We start from the raw sequence: 19,119 nt of genomic DNA, 5'->3' as shown, positions 1-19,119 counted from the left end.
TGCTACGGCGTGAAAATAGTCGACGCATCAGCCGCGGGTGAACAAGCGAACGGTAGCGGGGTACACAGATGGAGAAAGCGCGTGGGAGGACACTTTGAAGTGTCCTCCCACGCGGTCGTTCGCGGTCGGTGCTTAGCGAGCCCGCACGCGTCAGCTGCCGGTCTTCGGCAAACCGGGTCGCGGCTTACCGGGCTTGCTCGGCTTACCGGGCTTTCCGGGGTGGCCGGGCTTTCCAGGGTGGCCGGGCTTGACGATCTTCAGCTTCGCCGTGATCGTCACCGTGCGCACCGCCTTGTTGCCTGCGGAGTCGGTGGCGGACAGCTCAACCTGAACCGCTTTCCCGGGCACCAGCTTGCTCAGGTCGAAGGTGAGCGGAAGCTTGCCGTCCTCCGGGTCGGTGGCCGAGTAGGCAGCCAGCATCTGCTCCTGCGTGTTGCCGTCCAGATCGACCGAAAGCGAGTCAGGGCCGGTGATGGTGGGCGCCTTGTCCAGCTTGAAGGTCTTCGAAGCGACGGCGTGCCGCTCGGCCTTGTCACGGGCCACGGCGCTGATGGAGTGGGCGCCGCTGGCGAGTTTCAGGTCGCTGATGCGCACCTTAACCGTGAGTTCCTTCTGTGCTTCGCCACCGGCTACCGGCATCGGCTGCGGCTCGCCGTTGAGGAACTTGGCGAGCGCCGCCTTCGGGTGGGTGCGCACCTCGACAACCTCCGTCTTGACCGGCTCGTCGTCGATGAGGATCTCCAGGCTTTGCAGGTTCTCATCGTTCGCGGTGACCGTCAGCTCGGCGTCCTCGCGCAGCAGCTGCTGCGCCCCATCGATTTTGAGTTGCGGCGCCTCTACGTCGTGCACTACCGGCACGGTCTGCTCGAAGCCGTTTTGCAGGGCGTCCATCAGCGACAGGCGCATGAACTGGCCATCCTTGAGGTCCTTCACCTTGGACTCGAAGGAGCGGCGGTTGATGTCGGCTCCCGGATCCCAGACGCTCAGGAACTCCTCAATGGTGTTGCCGTTCACTTGGAGCTTGTAGCCGAACTCGTTGTCCCACACTTCGCCGGTGAGAGAAACGTCGGTTCTAGCGTCGCGGGCATACAGGGCGCCGTCGCTGGCGATTGCTGGATCAGTCTTGAGGCTGTAGCCAGGCATATTCATGTCGAACAGGAATCGCCACGTGCTGGACGCCACGAGCTTGCCATCCACGTCGGTGACTTCGAAACCTACCTTGTTGATTCCGTTAGTGAGAGCGAGCGGAATCTCGAAGCGTCCCTCGGCGTTGATGCTCACAGGCTTGCCCTTGACGGTGAAGGAGCCAGGCTTTCGGGTGAACTTGCCTTTCAAGGTGAGTGTCGCGGCCTGCTCGCCTGCCGTAGCATCCGGCTTGACCACCTCCAGGTTCTGGAAGGATGGGCCCACCTGGTAGATGAATCCGCCGAAGCCGGTGCTTCCCTCATTCAGGTTCGGATCATCGAAGTGGATGACCAACCCGACGCCGCTCGGGTCGCGGTCAGCGATGAGCCAGATCTTCGTGGCGACGTTGACGGCCACGTTCTCTGGGTTGGAGTGGTCGTAGGCGTTGACCCTGACCAGTCGGGCGGTATCCCGAGGCTTGTAGTTGACTCGGAACGAGCCGTCTGGTCCCACCGGCACCCGATTGCCACCCGAATCCACCACGAGCAGCTTGTCTGCAGGGGACAAGTTGTCGGTGACGCGGCCCTCGACGGTGAGTGTTCCGTCGGAGCCGACCCGGATTTCGCCACGCTCGTTGAGGTCGACGTTGGTGATCTCGACAACCGGGGGCGTCACATCGTAGCCGAGCCAGTGGTCAACGTGGCCCAGGCTGGTGCCGTCTTCAGCGAAAGCTTCGTAGCGCAACTCGTTGCGGCCCTCGGTGAGCGGCACCCGCGCGGTGGCGACACCGTTTTCGATGGTGGCGTCCACGCTGCCGATACGCACGCGGGCCACCCGCGGCTTGACGCGGGCGGACAGGGTGGCCACACCGTCGGTGATCGCGGGCGAGTGCGCCGTCGGGGTTTCGGTGCCGACCCAGCGGTCGAGCTGGTTGGCGTCAACGACGTGCAGGTCCTTGTCCTGATAGAAGTCGGTGAAGACGCTGAAGTTACCAGCGTTGTCGCCGACGATGAGGCGCAGGAAGGAGTCCGTCTTAGCCAGGTCGGCATCGACGGTGACGCTGTAGGTGGGCGCGGCGTCCTTGTTCAACTTGAGTTGCTTGCCGCTCAGCGAGTCCCGGGGCAGGATCAACAGCGGGTTGACGCCGGCGCGATCGTCGTCCACGGTGAAGGTGTAGGTGCGGGTTCCGTCGTCGTTCTTCACGACAGGCTGCATGGTGATCGTCGGATCGACGGTGTCGACGCCCAGGCTGAGGTCAGTGATCTGCCAATCGTAGGAGTCGCCGAGGCGCGCCTTGATGCGGAACTTGTATTCGCCTAGGTCGGCGTCGGCGATAGGCTCGAAAGTGTCGTTGTCCGGGTTGTATACCCGGCCGTCCCAGCTGTGGCTTGCGGCGCGGTGCGGCGCGTTCTCCCGCAGCATGAGCAGACCTGCGAAGGTGAGACGACGTAGGTCGCGCTCCTTGCCGAGCTGTTGCACCACTTGGTCACCCTTGACGATCTCGTACTGCACCTCACGGGGGGAGCGCAGCAGCATCAGCTGCGGGAAGATGCGGTCCATGGTGTTATCCCCGTTGGGGGAGAACCAGGGAGATTCGGGGTAGACGCCGGAGTCGAAGACGGTATGCAGGCGGGTGATGTTCGCGGGCTCGTAGATGATGTCCTTCGCGATGCGCTCCTTACCGGTCTCCTCGGGGTAGTCGATGATGGGCTCGGCGTTCCAGTCGCCTGCGAAGCCGAGGTAGGGCAGGGAGAGCGACGGCTGCGCGGCCTGGTCTGTCGAGGTGAACTTCACCCAGCCCTGCACCCAGTGGTCTTTGCCGCTTTCCGGGGTGAGGGTGAAGGTGACGGTCGAGGTGCCGCCCGCCGGCACGGTAACGCTTTCCGCAGACGCCTTGATGGATTCCTTGCTGTTGCAGCTGGTGTCGTTACCCCATCGGGCCTGTGACTCTGACAGCACACAGGTGCTGCTGGTGGTGAAGGTGTGGGCTCGGGAATCCTTGTTGGTGAGGGTGACGGTGAAAGTGCGGGCCTCACGCACCTCGCGTAGCGCGACGTGCGGCTCGCCGTCGACGGTGGCGAAGACCTTGGATTTCAACGCGTCCTCGGTTTGGATGAGTCCGGCACCGATCTGGCGCGGCGCGTGGGGCACGCCCCGGCTTTCCAGGATGAGGGCGGTGTTGGCCAGCGCGACGCGTAGCTGGGCGTTGCGCTCACCGCTGCTGAGGCTGGGGAAGTCCTTCTTGTACTTTTGCAGGCCCAGGGCGAATGCGCCAGCGACGTGCGGCGAGGCCATGGAGGTTCCGCTCATCGAGGCGTACTGGTTGGCGTTGACCGTGGAGTAGACGCTGCCGCCGATTCCTGAAAGCTGCGGCTTGAAGTCGAGTTCGGGGGAGGAACCCCACGAGGTGAATGCTGAGGGCTCCAGCGGGTCCTCGCCCAGAGTGACGGTGGTGTTCTTGTTGGTGAACCGTACCTGAATGGAACCGCCGTTGGCGTTGATCTTTTCCTTCAGCTGGACGCCTGCCTTGTGGTAGATGAAGATGCCGACGATTTTGGACCATTCGATGCCCGCCATAGTGTCGAACATTTCTCCGCCGTGGGCGCTGTTGTAGACGATCACCCCCTTGGCGCCTTTGTCCTCGGCGGCGCGGAACATGTCGCGGAAGTCTGCTTCGCCACGGCCCACCAGAACGTAGGCGTCACGCGCATTGTCGCCGATTTCGCCTGGGCGGCCGAGTCCGCCGTCGACGAGCTTGTGTTCCTGGTCGTCGAGGGTGCCGCGCTGCCGCTGGTAGCCAAAGTGGATCACCTCGGTGCCCGCAGTGGCGATCGCCAGGGGGGCGAGGGTGTGCGAGTTGTTGATGGACGCCACAGCCAGGGCCTCGCCGATGCTGGCGGGGGTGTAGAGCGTGCCGTCGTCAATCATCGGGCTGAAGTCGCCGGTTTCGCCGAGCGGGGAGAAGTTGAGCCCGGAGTTGCCCGCGGCGACGACTACCTGCACGCCAGCGCGCTGCGCATTGGCGATGGCGCGGCCGACACCGACGGCGTTCTGGGTGGTGCCGTTGGCGGATCCGATGGAGATGTTGATGACGTCCGAGCCCAGCTCCACGGAGTCCTCAATGGCGGCGATCAGGTTGTCCTCTTGCGCGCCGGGTCGGTTGGGGTCGTTGGAGAATACCTTCATCGCGAGCAGCTGGGCGTTGGGCGCGATGCCATCGATTCGGCCGTCGGTGGCGAAGTCGGCATCGGGTGCTGCGTTGGCGCCGATAATGCCGGCCACATGCATTCCGTGCATGCTCTTCGTGGTGTCGATGATGGTGCCGTTGTCGTCGGCGTAGTTCCAGCCGTAGGGCACCTTGTCGGTGAACTGGTCGGAGCGCGGTGCCATCTTTTTCGGCACGCCTTGGTCGAGGCGCATGTCTTGGTGCGACGTGTCGAGGCCGGAGTCGATGACGGATACCAACATTCCTGCCCCGTCGACGCCGAGGTTCTGGCGTGCGGTCACGCTCTTTGTTGCTTCTCCGGCGGAGGCCATGGCGTGGTCGAAGACGGTGAGCGAGGTCACGCTCTCGACGTCTGGGTCGAGTGCGAGCTCGGTGGCGAGTCCGGAAGGCAGCGTGGCGGAGAAACCGTTGACGAGTGAGCCGAACTTGCGCTGCAGTTGGAAGCCCTCCTTGTCGGCCCAGCGTCCTAGGACACGCTCCACGGCGGCTAGGCCGGATGCTTCGTCGCCTTTGCCGGTTGGCTGCTGCTTTAGCATCACCAGGACGCTCTGTTCGGTGTTGAGGTCGGCTGCCGGAGCAGGCGGGGCGTCGGGTGTCGGCGTTTCGTCGGCGTGGGCGGGCAGTAGCAAACCGCCCGAGAACGCCAACGTCAGGCCCGCCAACGACGCGACGAGTCGAGTCGCACGCATCAGGTACCTTTCCCTAGGTTAAGTGAGACAATATGCGCAGTTTAAATTGCGTATATCGCCCTACCTTAACGCTTCGGGGGGCTTTTCGTCTTGTCAGGCCCGCCCCGGCCGCTCACAGGCAGCCGCCCGTCGGTTACCCAGTGATGGGGAAACACACGTCGGTCACCCAGTTGGCGGGGTTGGGATCCTGTGCCGGGCTGACCCGGTAGATGTTGAACATGGGCCCGGTCTCCAGCTGGTGAGCGCCCAGGTATGCGCCGATGGCCAGGGTCACCTCCGGCATTCCGTCGTAGCTGCCGTGCAGTGTGCCGACGACGGCGCGGCAGGCGGGCATCTCGCGACAGGTGAGCGGCCCCGCGGATGGGAAGGGCTCGGGAACCTGCACCCACACCTCGACGTCGACATCGGTTTCACGGTGCTCGGAGTCCCAAAAGGTGGCGCCGCCCAGCGAGGCGTGGCCGGGCATCTCCAGGTCGGCTGCGGAGAGGCACTCGGAAAGCTCTTGCCAGAGCTGGCCTTCGTCTTGGTAGCTGGGCAGGACGCGCCGCAAGGAGGCGACAGTCATCGTGGGGAATTCTTGGATGCGGATGTCAGTTGTCATGGTGGACCTTTCCAGGTGGGAGTCGATTCTGTCCAGGGCCTTGCTGATGCCCGCCAGGCGTTCGTGTTCGCGCTCGATCCGTTGGCGGTGCTGGGCCAGGATTCGGCGCAGCTCGGCCGGGTCGTCGGCGTGGCGCATCGCCTGGGCAATCTCAGCGACGGGCAGTCCCGCGTCGCGCAGCAGGACGACCCAGTGCGCGGTAACGAGTTGGCCCGCTTCGTAGTAGCGGTGGCCTGTGAAGGGGTCGACTGCGGCTGGGATGAGGATCCCGTTTGACTGGTAGTGGCGCAGCATCCGCACGCTGATCGAACTCAGTTTCGAGAACAGTCCGATGCGCAGTAGGTGGGCATTTGCTTGGTCCATGTCGCTAGTCCACATGCTGACACCGTGTCAGGTGCAAGCGTGGAGCGGGGCTGGCCTCACCGATTTCGGAGGGTTTCGTAGGCGCCGGCGTTGGCGACGTCGGTGAACCCCAGCCCTCGCATGATCTCGACGGCTTGTTCGGAGCGGTTGCCCGAGCGGCAGTAGACGAGGTACTTGCGGCCCTTATCGAGCTTGCCGAGTTCGTCTATGAACCCTTCCTGCTGAATGTCCAAGTTGAGGGCACCCTCTACGTGTCCCTGCCGGTACTCCTCGGGGGTGCGTACGTCGATGTAGGTGACGTTCTCGGCTGCTTGCTGGGGTGCCTGCTGGGTTGGGGAGGGCGCGCCGACTGTGGCGTCGGCTGTGCAGCCGGTGAGCGCGAGGAGCGCGGCCAAAGCGAGTGCTTGCCAGGGGTGTTGCATGAGTCAGATGTTACTTGGGTCCGTTGGCGGCCTAGCGCCCGGCGCGGCTCGCAGGTCACGGTAAAATCACAATCACGGTGAGGGTGTTGCGCCGGCGGCCGCTTATGCTAGCGTTAACAATGAGCGATCGAGGTTGATTGCCGTGTTACGAAGGAGTGCACGTGGCGAAGCTACTAGAACTCAAGAACGTCTCCAAGACGTTCCCAGGCGTGAAGGCGTTGCAAAACGTCAACATAGATCTTTTCGGAGGAGAAGTCCTCGGCCTATGCGGCGAGAACGGCGCGGGCAAATCCACTCTGATGAAGGTGCTCACCGGTATCTACACCCCGGACCCCGGGGCTGAGATCTGGCTGGAGGGCAAGCACGTCAAGGTGAACAACGTGAATCACGCCCGTGAGCTGGGCCTGTCGATCATTCACCAGGAGCTGAACCTGGTCAACGATCTGACTGTGGCGCAGAATCTCTACCTGGGGCGGCCGGGCAGCCACTCGGGCGGCGTGATCAACGACCGCAAGCTCAATCAGATGGCCGGTGAGTTGTTTGATCGGCTCGGCATGAACCTCAACCCCAAGGCGCTCGTCGGTAACCTCTCGGTGGCCCGCCAGCAGATGGTGGAGATCGCGCGTGCGCTGTCGTACAACTCCCGGATCCTCGTGATGGACGAGCCGACGGCCGCGCTCACCGTCGCGGAGACCGAGGCGCTGTTTGAGATGATCCGCGATTTCGTTAAGCCCGACACCGGCCTCATCTACATCTCCCACCGTATGCCGGAGATCGAGGAGATCACCGATCGGGTCTCCGTGCTGCGCGACGGCCAGTACATCGGCACCGTCAACACCAAGGAAGTCGAGATGCGCCAGATCGTCTCGATGATGGTGGGCCGCGAGGTGTCCGCCGACGCCCGCCCCCGCACCAAGCCCACGAGCGACGAGGTGGCCATCCGCGTCGAGGGGCTCAGCACCAAGAAGCTGCTGCACGATGTGAGCTTCGAAGTGCGAAAGGGTGAAATCCTGGGATTCGCTGGCCTCATGGGTGCGGGCCGTACGGAAGTAGCCCGCTGCATCTTCGGAGCCGACCCCCGCACCAAGGGTGACATCTGGATCCACGGCGAGAAGGTCAACATCCGCACCGCTGCCGACGCCGTGCGCAAGGGCATCGGCTACCTTTCCGAGGACCGCAAGCAGTTCGGCCTGCTGTTGCAGCAGGACATCAAGCAGAACGCGGTGATGGCCGCCATGCGTGACTTCAACATTGGCGGCTTCATCCTCGACGGAAAGATCCGCACCGTCGGGCAGGAGTACGCCAAGAAACTGCGAGTCAAAACCCCTTCGGTCAATCAGCTCCTCGGCAAGCTGTCCGGCGGCAACCAGCAGAAGGTGGTCATTGCTAAGTGGCTGATCCGCAACTGCGACATTCTGATCTTCGACGAGCCGACGCGCGGCATTGACGTCGGCGCCAAAGAAGAGATCTACGAGCTGCTGGAGCAGCTCTGCGGCGAGGGCAAGGCGATCATCATGATCTCCTCCGAGCTGCCGGAGGTGCTGCGGATGAGTCACCGCATCGCCGTCATGGCCCACGGCCACATCACCGGAGTCCTCGACAACGAGGAAGCCACCCAGGAGAACATCATGGAACTTGCCACCGTTGGCAAGGCGCAACTGATTGGAGAAGCAGCGTGAGCACCACTGCCGCCGCGCGCACGACCGAGTACAAAAAAGTGGACATGGTCCAGTTCCTGAAGTCATCGCTTCAGCAAGTGTTCGTTTTCGCTGCGCTGATCGTCATCTACATCTTCTTCATGCTCGCGGCTCCGGGATTCAGCGACCCGACCATCCTGCCCGACATCCTGTTGCGCTCGGCCCCGATCGGCATCATGGCGCTGGGCGCTACCTTTGTGATCGCCACGGGCGGCATTGACCTCTCCGTGGGCACCGGCCTCTCCCTGGCCGCGGTGATGACCGCGTTCCTCCTGGGCGGCGATTTCCTGAACCTACCGCTTGGCCTCGGCCTGCTGCTGGCCGTGCTGTTTGGCGGCCTGGTGGGCGCGCTCAACGGCTTCAACATCTCCGTGCTCGGGCTGCCGCCGTTCATCGCGACGCTGGGCATGATGATGGTCGCCCGCGGCCTGGCGCTGGTCATCTCCGACACCAAGCCGATGCAGATCCAGAACCCCGACTTCAAGGTCCTGTCGACGTCGAAACTCATCCCCGGCATCCCCAACGCGGCCCTCATCTTCCTGATTCTCACGGTCATCGCGGCGGTTCTGCTCAACAAAACCCTCCTCGGCCGCTATGCGCTCGCCATCGGCTCCAACGAGGAAGCCACCCGGCTGTCCGGCGTCAACGTCAAGGCCTGGAAGATCGGCATCTACGCCACCGCAGGCCTGTTCATGGCGATGGGCGCCATCGTCTACGCGGCCCGCACCGCCGTCGTGCAGCCCGCTGAGGGCCTGGGCCTGGAACTCGACGTGATCGCAGCCGTGGTTATCGGCGGCACCTCGCTCGCGGGTGGCCGTGCCAACATCGTCGGCACCTTCGTCGGTGCCCTCCTTATGAAGACCCTCCTCACGGGCCTGCAGATGATGCAGGTGAACCAGTCTTGGCAGTTCGTGGTCATCGGCGTCATCGTCCTGGCTGCGGTCTTCGCCGACAACGTACGCCGCAAGCGTGCAGCAGCCGTCTAGTCCGGCAACCACAACTGAATAACCCCCAAGGGCGCAACGCCCTCAAACCGGAGGGCACCGAAGCCCTCGATAACGAAAGGAAAGACATGCGTCTCGCCACCAAGTTGCTGGCCGTGCCGGCGATCCTGGCCCTCGGACTGACGGCCTGCTCCACCTCCACCCCGGCGGGCCCCAAGAGCGACACCAGCTCCGCAGCCTCCGCCGACAGCAGCGCCTCCAAGAGCTCCGAGAGCTCCGAAGCCGCCGGCGGCGTGTCCTGCGGCACGCCCAGCGACATCAAGAAGGGCGACGGATCAAAGACCGTCTACCTGGTGTCGAAGGGCTTCCAGCACCGCTTCTGGCAGGCCGTTAAGGAGGGCGCCGAGGCCGCGGGCAAGGACCTGGGCTACAAGGTCGAGTTCGTTGGCCCCCCGAGCGAGAAGGACGTCGCCATCCAGATCGATCAGCTGGAGACCGCCGTCAAGACCGGCCCCGCCGCCATCGGCTTCGCCGCGCTCGATACCAAGGCCGCCTCGGACACGCTGAAGCAGATCTCGGAGAAGAAGATCCCGCTCATCGCCTTCGACTCCGGCGTGGACTCCGACGACCCCCTCACCACCGTCTCGACCGACAACAAGGCCGCTGCCGCTGAAGCCGCGAAGCACATGGTTGAACTGGTTGGCGGCAAGGGCACCGTCGGTCTCGTCTGCCATGACGTCACCAGCCAGACCGGCAAGCAGCGCTGTGAGGGCTTCCAGGAGTACGTGAAGCAGAACGCCCCCGACATCAAGCTGCTCCCGCACCTGGTGGCGGGCAGCGTTGAGGAGGCCACTGGTGCGGCCAAGTCGTTGATCCAGTCCAACTCCGACATCGTCGGCATCTACGGCACCAACGAGGCTTCCGCCACCGGTGCCGTGCAGGCCGCCACCGAGGTCAACAAGGAAGGCCTGAAGGTCGTCGGCTTCGACTCCGGAGCCATCCAGATCAAGGCCATCAAGGAAGGCAAGCAGGCCGGCGCCGTCACCCAGTCGCCCATCAAGATCGGCTGCGAGACCGTGATCGCTGCGGTCAAGGCCATCAACGGCGACAGCCTGCCTAAGAACATCGACTCCGGGTTCGCTTGGTACGACAAGTCCAACATCGAATCCCCTGAGATCAAGGCCAACCTGTACGAGTGAGCCTGGGCCCACTCGCATATCTCAAGAGGGCGCCCGTCTCCACAAGGGGCGGGCGCCCTCGCCCATTCACCGCTGGCCGTGCGGCCGACGAAAACATCAACCCTAGAAGGAACAACGACGTGTCTAACTACCCGAAGATCGGCATTCGCCCCATCATCGACGGTCGTCGCCGTGGCGTGCGCGAAAGCCTCGAAGACCAGACGATGAACATGGCCAAGCGAGTGGCCGCGCTGTACGAGGCGGAGCTACGTTACCCCGACGGCAGCCCTGTCCAGTGCGTGATCGCTGACACCACAATCGGCGGTGTTGCCGAAGCACAGGCGACCGCGAAGAAGTTCCGTGCCAACAACGTCGGCCTCACGCTCTCGGTGACCCCCTGCTGGTGCTACGGCACCGAAACCGTCGACATGGACCGCACCATGCCGCACGCGATTTGGGGCTTCAACGGCTCCGAGCGTCCCGGCGCGGTCTACCTCGCTGCCGCGCTCGCCGGACATGCGCAGCTGGGCATCCCCGCGTTCGGCATCTACGGCCGCGATGTGCAGGACGCCGACGACGAGACCATCCCCGACGATGTACGCGGCCGCCTGCTCGACTACGCCGTCTGCGGCCTCGCGGTTGCGCAGATGCGCGGCCAGTCCTACCTGTCGATGGGTGCGGTCTCGATGGGCATTGCCGGCTCCGTCGTGAAGGACGAGTTCTGGGGCAAGTACCTCGGCATGCGCAACGAGTACATCGACATGACCGAGTTCACCCGCCGCATCGCGCACAAGATCTACGACGAGGAGGAGTACGAGGTCGCCTACAAGTGGATTCGGGAGAACTTCACCCAGGGTGACGACTTCAACCCCGAGCACAACCAGCATCCTGAGCTGCACGAGGAGTGGTGGCAGTTCGTCACGAAGATGACGCTGATCGGCCGTGACCTCATGGTCGGCAACCCGAAGCTCGCCGAGGCGGGCTGGGGTGAGGAGGCGCTGGGCCACGGCGCCCTCGCGGGCGGCTTCCAGGGCCAGCGGCAGTGGACCGACGGCCTGCCCAACGGTGACGTGATGGAGACTGTGCTCAACACGCAGTTCGACTGGAACGGCAAGCGCGCCCCCTACATTCTCGCCACCGAGAACGATGCCCTCAACGGCGCGTCGATGCTGTTCAACTACCTGCTCACCAACCGGGCGCAGATCTTCTCCGACGTGCGCACCTACTGGAGCCCGGAATCGGTGGAGCGCGTTACCGGCCATAAGCTGGAGGGCAAGCTCGCGGGCGGTTTCCTCGACCTGCGCAACTCCGGATCCACCACCCTCGACGGCACCTTCGCGGCCAAGCAGGACGGCGAGCACGTCATCAAGCCGTGGTGGGAACTCACCGACGAGGACTGCCAGGCCGCGCTGGACGCGACGACGTTCCACCCCGCCACCTACGAGTACTTCCCGGGCGGCGGTTTCTCGACGCACTTCCGCTCGCAGGGCGAGGTGCCTGTGACGATGTGCCGTATCAACCTGGTCGACGGCCTCGGTCCGGTCATCCAGATCGCGGAGGGCTGGAGCGTCGAGCTGCCCGACGAGGTGGCCACCATCATCGAGAACCGCACCGATCGCGCGTGGCCGACCACCTGGTTCGTGCCGAACCTGACCGGTGAGGGAGCGTTCACGAGCGTGTACGACGTGATGAACGCCTGGGGCGCCAACCACGGCGCGATCACCTATGGCCACATCGGTGCCCGCCTCATCACGCTGGCGTCGATGCTGCGCATCCCCGTCAACATGCACAATGTGCCCACAGAGCAGATCTTCCGCCCGAAGAACTGGCTCGGTTTCGGCACCGCCGACCTGGAGGGCGCAGACTACCGCGCCTGCGCCCAGTTCGGCCCGCTCTACCAGTAAATTGGCTGCTCGGGTGGGGTCCTTCGGGGCCCCACCCGCCCCAATACAAGCGAAGTCAGGAAGGTAAGCATGACTCGAACTGCCCTTGCCGTGGATCTCGGCTCATCGTCGGGGCGGATCATTGCCGGTACCCTCGTCGGCGACCACGTGGAGCAGGTGGAGGTGTATCGGTTCCAGCACGAGGCGCGCCCCAGCGGGCGCTACCTGATCTGGGACACCGACGTGATGTGGCGCGAGGTGAAAACCGGCCTGGCTAAGGCGGTGGCGCAGTTCCCGGACGCCGCCAGCGTGGCCGTCGACACCTGGGGCGTGGACTGGGCGGCGCTCGACGAGTCGGGGCAGCTGCTGGTCGAGCCGCGCGCGTACCGCGACGAGCGCACCACCCGCACCCTGGAAGCCTTCCGCGAGCGGTTGAGCGACGAGGCGGCGTGGGCCGCCACGGGGATCGCTCCCGCCACGATCAACACCGCGAACCAGATGTTCGCCTTCATGCAGGAGGAGCCGGAGGTGGCCGCACGGACGGCCCGCATCCTCTTCCTGCCCGACTACTTCACCTACCTGCTCACCGGCGTGTACGGCTGGTCGCGCTCGATCGCTTCCACCGGCGGGCTCACCCGCCCGGGCGGGGCCGAGTGGGCGGAGGAGGTGTTCGACGCGCTCGACATCCCACGCAGCTGGGTGGGCGAGCTGACGGTTGAGCACACCGTCGCGGGGCCGTGCACCGTGCCCGGCCTGGAGCAGCTGACGGTGGTGCGCGCAGGCGCCCACGACTCCGCGGCCGCCGTGCACGCGCTGCAGCGCGCGGCCGACGAGGACGCTTACTTCCTGAGCTCCGGGTCGTGGTCGGTGTTGGGCGTGCTGCGCGACGAGCCGCTGCTTAGCGACGAGGCCCGCAGGCTGGGCATCACCAACGAGGCCCGCGCCGACGTCGGGGTGCGCCCCCTGTTCAACATCACCGGCCTGTGGATTCTGCAGGAGTGCCAGCGGCAGTGGGCGGCCGAAGGCGCGGAGAGCGACATCGTCGAACTGGTGGCGGCCGCGGAGCGCGCGCCCAGCCTGGGCCGGGTCATCGACGTGGACGATCCCGAGTTCGCGGCGCCGGGGCACATGATGCAGCGCATCGAGGGCGCGCTGGGGGTGCAGGGGCTGACCCCAGGCGAGATCGTGCGGCTGATCTGCGAGTCCCTCGCGGCCCGCTACGCGCGCGGCCTGGCCGACCTCGCCCGCCTGACCGGCACGGAGCCCAAGCAGCTGAGTGTCGTGAGCGGCGGCTCGCGCAACGCGCTGCTGTGCCAGCTGACGGCGGACGCGACCGGGGTGCCGGTGCTCGCCGGGCCCGCGGAAGCGTCGGTGCTGGGCTCGCTGCTGGCGCAGTTTGAGACGATGGGGGTTCTGGAAGCGATCAGCCGAAACGCGGTGATCGCCCGGACAGCCAAGACACGGAGGTTTGAAGCTCGTCATGGGTAGGACGCGTAGCCAGGCTCCGGGAGCCAAGGACAGAGTGAAGCTGCATGATGTGGCGGAAATCGCGGGGGTGTCGGCTCAGACCGTGTCGCGTGTGGTGCGCAACACGGCCGGGGTGGCGGAGGACACGCGCAAGCGCGTGCTGGCCGCCGTCGAGGAGCTTGGCTATCGACCGAACCTGGCCGCCCGCTCGCTGTCGGCGGGCCGGATCGGCGCGGTGCACGTCGTCGTCGCCGCGACGCTCTTTCACGGCACGACCAGGACTTTCGTTGCCATTTGCGAGGCGCTGGCCAAGCGGGGCCTCGCCACGTCGACGTCGGTGGCGCGCGAGCACACCGACCCGGAGACCATCGTCCCGGTGACGGCCGACGGCGTGATCGTGCTGGGCGGCGCCAGCGAGGACGTCTCCTGGCTGACAGCCATCGCGGAGCGGGTACCGGTGGTGTATGTGGGACGTACGGACGGCCTGCCGGAGCGGGTGTCGAGCGTCGCCATTGATCAACTGGCCAGCGCGCAGCTGGCGGTGCGGCGGCTCGCCGAGCGGGGGGCGAAGCGGCTGGCACACATCGCGGGCCCGCAGGACTGGTCCGACGCGCGACTGCGCCTGGAGGGGTTCGTGGCCAGCGCGGCGGAGCTAGGCTTGGACTACGAGGTGTTCCACGCGGACTCGTGGGAGGCGGTGGCGGCGTCGCGGCTCGGCCCGCAGCTGCCGGATTACGTCGACGGCGTGTTCGCGGGCAACGACCACCTGGCCCTCGGCTACCTGAGCCACTGTCAGCGCGTCGGGCGTCGGGTGCCCGACGATGTGGCGGTCATCGGCGTCGACAACACGTCGGCCGCCGACGCCTACCAGCCGCCGCTCACCACGGTGCGGCAGCCGTTCCTACAGGTGGGGGAGCGGGCCGTCGAGTGCATCGACGCGCTGCTGGACGGCGGGGAACCCCAGCAGCTCCTGCTGGAGCCGGAGCTGATTATTCGAGAAAGCGCCTAAGGAAAGGAACAACCAATGATCTTCGGACCCATGATCCATCCGCCGCTGCTGCGCGCCATCGCCGGCGCCGGGCACGGGGCCAAGATTCTGATCGCGGATTCGAATTACCCGCATGAGACTCTCGCCAATCCCCGCTCGACGGTGATCTTCCTGAACCTCGCGCCCGGGCTCATCAACGCCACGGATGTGCTTGAGGTGGTGAAGCACACGGTGCCCATCGAGAAGGCCGCCATCATGGTGCCCGCCGACGACGCGCTGCCGCAGCACCGGCCGGACAAGATCGAGATTCACGACGAGTACCGGGCCGCGCTGCCGGACACCGAGTTCGAGGAGATCAAGCGCTGGGACTACTACAAGGCCGCCAGCGCCGACGACGTGGCCGTCGTGATCGCGACCGGCGAGGCCCGCATCTACGCGAACCTGCTGCTCACGATCGGCGTGCGCGCCCCCGGACAGCAGGCGGCCCCGGGCGGGAGCTCTGGGACGTGGAGCGCGTCGCCGCTGTTTCGCAGGGCGCCGCTCGGCCCCGGGCGAGAGTGACACGGATGGACGGGGAGAAGCTGGAGAGTTTCGTGCGGGCGGCGTTCGCGTCGGCCGGGGTGCCGGGCGCGGTGCTGCACGTGGTGGATTGTGCTGGGACGCGGGTCACCGTCGAGCACGGCGATCTGACGGCGCACGACCCGGTGACGCTGGGCTCGACGAGTAAGTCGCTGGCGGCCACGCTCCTCATGCTGCTGGTCGAGGAGGGCCGCGTGGCGCTCGACGATTCCGTGCGTCGCCACCTGCCGGATGTCAACCTGCCCCCGGAGACCACCTTGCTGGATCTGGCCCGGCACGTCAGCGGGCTCACCTCCGACGCCCGCCCGGCCCGGCTGTCGCGGACCCGCAGCGGCTCGTTCCGCTACGCCAATCAGAACTACAACCTGCTGGGCGCCGCGCTGGCCGAGGCCGCCGGCCGGGATTATGCGACGCTGTTCACCGAGCGGGTTTTGCGACCGCTTCGCATGACACGGAGCTGGTGCCCTCCGCGCCGGCCGGTGGCGCCCGGCTACTCGTCGCTGTTCGGCCTGCGGCTCAGGCGCAAACCCTTCGACGCGGGCCCGAGGTCCTGGGTTCAGGGCGCCTCGGGCGCGGTCGTCGCCACCGCGCAGGACGCGGGGCGCTACCTGACCATGCTGCTGCGCGGCGGGCTGGCGGGCGACCGGCGCCTGCTGGCCGCCGACTCGGTGGAGCGGATGCTGAACGATGTGGTGCCCGCCGACGGCAGCCCCGCCGTCGCTGGGCCGCTCGGCGACCGCGGGGAGTACGGCCTGGGCTGGGTTCGCAAGCGCTGCCGGGGGCAGCGGGTGCACCTGCACGTCGGGAAGGTGCCCGGCGGCACGAGCGTCTTCGTTTTGTTGCCCGAGGCCGGGCTGGGCTTCGTCTTGCTCGCCAACATCTGTGACTTCTTCGTCGCGACTCCGCTGATGGAGGAGTGCGCGGAGGGGGTGATCCGGCTGCTGCTGGGCGACGAGTCCGCGCCCCCGGCCAGCCGCTCTGGGGCTCGCCTGCGGCAGGCGGCCGTCAACGGCGGGTGCGCGGCTTTCCTGGCGCTGTCCGGGTTGGGCTGGGTCGGGCTCGTGCCGGGTGGTGTCGCGGTGGCGGTGGCCTATCACGCGTTGCTGCCGATTTGTCTGCTCGTCGGGCTGCGGCGCGCGGCGGGCGCCCCGTGGCCGTGGCTCCTGCGCTTCGCGCCCGACGTGGCGGGCGCGCTCGTCGTGGGCTGCGCCAGCATGCTGGCCGCGGGAGCGGTGCGGCTCGTCGCGGGCTAGGACCTATCTCCCAAACTCTGCCGGTGCGGTAGTTCCGCCGGTGCGGCGGGCCGAGGCCCAGCAAGGCTGCGGCTTGCCGCTGCCGGGCGCGACCGTCAGCGCTCGGGCAGGTGGTCGGTGCCGTAGATTTCGCGCCAGTCGTCGAGGAAGACATCGACAGCGCTCGTGATCGTCGGCGTCCCGAGGGCTTGGCGCAGCAGCTTCGGCGTGACGGTGATTGCGTGGGCGCCCGACTCCATCGCGTGGGTGACCTGGCGAACGTTCTTGAAGCTGGCGGCCAGCACCTTCGTCGTCGAATCGGTGCGGCGGATGAACTGCGCGAGCGAGTTGATCACGCTGACGGTGTCGATGTCGATCGACTGCATCCGGTTGTAGTAGGGGGCGATGTAGTCGACTCCGGAAGCGATGGCCAGGAAGCCCTGTGCTTTCGAGTAGAGGGCGGTGCCCGTGACCTTGACGCCTTCCTCTTTGAGGATGCGCATCGCGGCCAGGCCCGCTTCGGTGAGCGGAATCTTGGGGTAGACGTGCTCGTCGATGTTGTCGAGCAGGCGGTGGGCGTCGTCGAGGATGCCCTGCAGGTCTGGGCGGATCACCTGCACGTGCAGGGTGCGGTCTGTGCCGATGATTTCCCGGATGCGGCGGAAGTGCGCGTAGAAGTCGAGCTTGCCTTCCTTCTTGAGGATTGACGGGTTGGTGGTGACGCCCGCGAGCGGGTAGATCGGCATGAGCCGCTCAATGTCTTGCAGGTTCGCGGTGTCGAACATGATTTCCACGGTGGTGCTCCCTCGCATTGTGTTCGTGCCCATCCTAGAACCGCTCGCGCGCCGGCTGGGCGCAGGGCGGGCTGGTGGGACTGACGCGAGGATGAGAGTTGTCCTTGCTACGCGTCTGTCGGTGATAAGCGGGATGGGGCAACGGTGTTTACGTCCTTGGGCCCCACACTCTACTCATCACTCTACTTATCACATCACTATAGAGTGTAGAGTGAAGTGTGGCAGAAGAGCCGCGGGGAACAGCTGGAGAACGGAGGAGCTGTGCGAGAGAGTGAGCTTGACGAAATGCTGTCTGGCTTGCGGCAGGCGGGGGTGGACGGCCAGCGTATCGAGGTTAAAGCGAGCGTGGAACGGCTGCCGAAAAGCATCGCGGAGTCTCTATCGGCGTTCTCGAACACCAACGGCGGCACTGTGCTGCTGGGGCTGGAGGACGGGACCTTCACTCCGGCGGAAGGCTTCAAAGCTCGCGAGGTGGCAGATGCGCTGGCCCGCTGCTGTGCCGACGACCTGCACCCACCCGTCCGCGCCGATATCGAGGTGGCCACTTTGGCGGAGGGGGCCAAGATTGTCATTGCGGAAGTTCCCGTGCTGGAACCGAGGGACAAGCCGTGCTACCTGAAGGCTCGGGGTAAGTACGCAGGATCGTTCATCCGCACGCATGACGGGGACCGGAAACTGTCGGCGTATGAGATTGACCGGATGGTGGAGAACCAGGGCCAGCCAAAGTGGGATCTTGAGCCGGTACCCGAGGCAGGTTTGGGGGACCTGGACGCCACGCTCGTGGCAGAGGTTCTCGGACGGGAGCGCAGCCTGCATCCGCGGCTGTTCGCGAAGCTGACCGACGAGGAAGCCCTGCGTCGGCTCCGGGTCCTCGTCTTGGACGACAAGGGGGTGCTCCGCCCCACGATCGCCGGTTTGATGTGCCTGGGAGAGTACCCGCAGCAGTTCTTCCCAAGGCTGACGCTCACCTATGCCGTGTACCCTGGGTCCACCAAGGCCTCCGCCCAATCAGGGATGCGGTTCGTCGACTCGGGGACCCTGGCAGGCCCGATCCCGGTGCTGGTGGCCGACGGGTTGGCGGCGGTGGTCAGGAACATGCGTACGGCTGGGGTGATGAAGGGGGCCTACAGGGTTGACTTGCCGGACTACCCGCCGGTCGCGGTTCGGGAGGCGCTCACCAACGCGTTGATGCACAGGGACTATTCCCCGCTGGCGCGGGGTACCCAGGTGCAGTTGAACATGTACGCGGATCGGTTGGAGGTCTTGAACCCTGGCGGTCTGTTTGGCACGGTGACCATCGCTAGTTTGGGGAGGGAGGGGTTGTCTAGTGCGCGCAACGAGCATCTGTCCAGGCTGCTGGAGGTCACACCTTTCCCCGACGGTGGCTACGTCGCCGAGAACCGGGGTTCTGGTTATCAGGAGATCTTGAACCAGCTGGAGCGGGAGCTGTTGCCCGCGCCCGTGCCGGAGGATTCACCCACCCGGTTCGCGCTGACGTTCGAACGTCGACGGCTGCAACCGGCGGAGCTTGGGATGGCGGGCCAGTCGTCGGCCGAGCGAATGCTGGAGCACCTCAGGCGCCACCACAGCGCGACGAGCCGGGACCTCGCGGCGGTGACAGGACTGACCTTGAGCGGAGCAAGGAGGGCGATCTCGTCGTTGCTTGAGCAGGGCAGAATCGAGCGCACCGAGCCTGCTACCAGCCGTAGGCAGCGGTACCGGTTGGCCAAGGAATGAGCGCTTGCCTCCCGCGTCTTACTCCACACTCTACTCCACACTCTACTCATCACATCACTGTAGAGTGATGAGTAGAGTGTGGAGTAGAGTGATGGGCCCTGGGGCGGCGAGGTGCGCGCAGCCAAGCGCTCAACGCAACTGATTGATTTTCGCTTAGGTTTCGATTTGCTTTCGAAAACCTTCCGAATGGAGCT

At 65.6% G+C, this 19,119-nt stretch carries 13 protein-coding genes; 9 read left to right on the top strand and 4 right to left on the bottom strand.

The window, feature by feature from the left end; translation table 11 throughout:
- Positions 1-150 precede the first annotated feature (150 nt).
- The 3 genes from EII42_RS13750 to EII42_RS03265 form a co-directional block, all read right to left on the bottom strand.
- Complete coding sequence (locus tag EII42_RS13750) at positions 151-5,040, bottom strand: S8 family serine peptidase (protein ID WP_125170691.1); 4,890 nt, start codon at positions 5,038-5,040, stop codon at positions 151-153.
- 133 nt (positions 5,041-5,173) lie between these two features.
- On the bottom strand, positions 5,174-6,004 hold the full coding sequence (locus EII42_RS03270) for a MerR family transcriptional regulator (RefSeq protein ID WP_158676381.1): 831 nt from the start codon (positions 6,002-6,004) through the stop codon (positions 5,174-5,176).
- A 56-nt stretch (positions 6,005-6,060) separates the two neighbouring features.
- On the bottom strand, positions 6,061-6,426 hold the full coding sequence (locus EII42_RS03265) for a rhodanese-like domain-containing protein (protein ID WP_125170689.1): 366 nt from the start codon (positions 6,424-6,426) through the stop codon (positions 6,061-6,063).
- A 161-nt stretch (positions 6,427-6,587) separates the two neighbouring features.
- Between EII42_RS03265 and EII42_RS03260 the strand changes: the two genes are divergently transcribed.
- From EII42_RS03260 to EII42_RS03225, 8 genes are all read left to right on the top strand, one after another.
- A complete protein-coding gene (locus tag EII42_RS03260; RefSeq protein WP_125170688.1) occupies positions 6,588-8,105 on the top strand; it encodes a sugar ABC transporter ATP-binding protein in 1,518 nt (505 codons plus the stop codon).
- The gene (locus tag EII42_RS03255) at positions 8,102-9,109 is read left to right on the top strand and encodes an ABC transporter permease (RefSeq protein WP_233558261.1); all 1,008 of its coding nucleotides are present in this window, start codon (positions 8,102-8,104) and stop codon (positions 9,107-9,109) included. The genes EII42_RS03260 and EII42_RS03255 overlap by 4 nt, the downstream gene beginning before the upstream one ends.
- An 86-nt stretch (positions 9,110-9,195) precedes the next feature.
- Positions 9,196-10,266, top strand: coding sequence for an ABC transporter substrate-binding protein (locus EII42_RS03250; RefSeq protein WP_125170687.1), 1,071 nt, complete (start codon positions 9,196-9,198; stop codon positions 10,264-10,266).
- 119 nt (positions 10,267-10,385) lie between these two features.
- Positions 10,386-12,149, top strand: a complete 1,764-nt coding sequence (locus EII42_RS03245) for an L-fucose isomerase (RefSeq protein WP_125170686.1) — start codon at positions 10,386-10,388, stop codon at positions 12,147-12,149.
- 69 nt (positions 12,150-12,218) lie between these two features.
- On the top strand, positions 12,219-13,616 hold the full coding sequence (locus tag EII42_RS03240) for a rhamnulokinase family protein (RefSeq protein WP_125170685.1): 1,398 nt from the start codon (positions 12,219-12,221) through the stop codon (positions 13,614-13,616).
- On the top strand, positions 13,609-14,604 hold the full coding sequence (locus EII42_RS03235) for a LacI family DNA-binding transcriptional regulator (protein ID WP_125170684.1): 996 nt from the start codon (positions 13,609-13,611) through the stop codon (positions 14,602-14,604). The genes EII42_RS03240 and EII42_RS03235 overlap by 8 nt, the downstream gene beginning before the upstream one ends.
- Before the next feature lie 15 nt (positions 14,605-14,619).
- Positions 14,620-15,144, top strand: a complete 525-nt coding sequence (locus EII42_RS03230) for an RbsD/FucU family protein (RefSeq protein ID WP_125170683.1) — start codon at positions 14,620-14,622, stop codon at positions 15,142-15,144.
- A 5-nt stretch (positions 15,145-15,149) separates the two neighbouring features.
- Positions 15,150-16,415, top strand: coding sequence for a serine hydrolase (locus EII42_RS03225; RefSeq protein ID WP_125170682.1), 1,266 nt, complete (start codon positions 15,150-15,152; stop codon positions 16,413-16,415).
- Positions 16,416-16,510: 95 nt separating this feature from the next.
- Here EII42_RS03225 and EII42_RS03220 read toward each other — a convergent pair whose 3' ends face one another.
- Positions 16,511-17,206: a fructose-6-phosphate aldolase gene (locus EII42_RS03220; RefSeq protein WP_233558260.1), complete on the bottom strand. Its 696-nt coding sequence runs from the start codon at positions 17,204-17,206 to the stop codon at positions 16,511-16,513.
- 267 nt (positions 17,207-17,473) lie between these two features.
- On the opposite strand from EII42_RS03220, the gene EII42_RS03215 reads away from it, so the two are divergent.
- Entirely contained in the window at positions 17,474-18,925 is a 1,452-nt protein-coding gene (locus tag EII42_RS03215; protein WP_125170681.1) for an ATP-binding protein, read from the top strand.
- Positions 18,926-19,119: the final 194 nt, after the last annotated feature.

The sequence above is a fragment of the Tessaracoccus sp. OH4464_COT-324 genome, from assembly GCF_003932855.1.
Classification (GTDB): domain Bacteria; phylum Actinomycetota; class Actinomycetes; order Propionibacteriales; family Propionibacteriaceae; genus Arachnia.
Note: the sequence above shows the minus strand (reverse complement) of the source record. Positions and strands in the feature narration are given on the sequence as shown.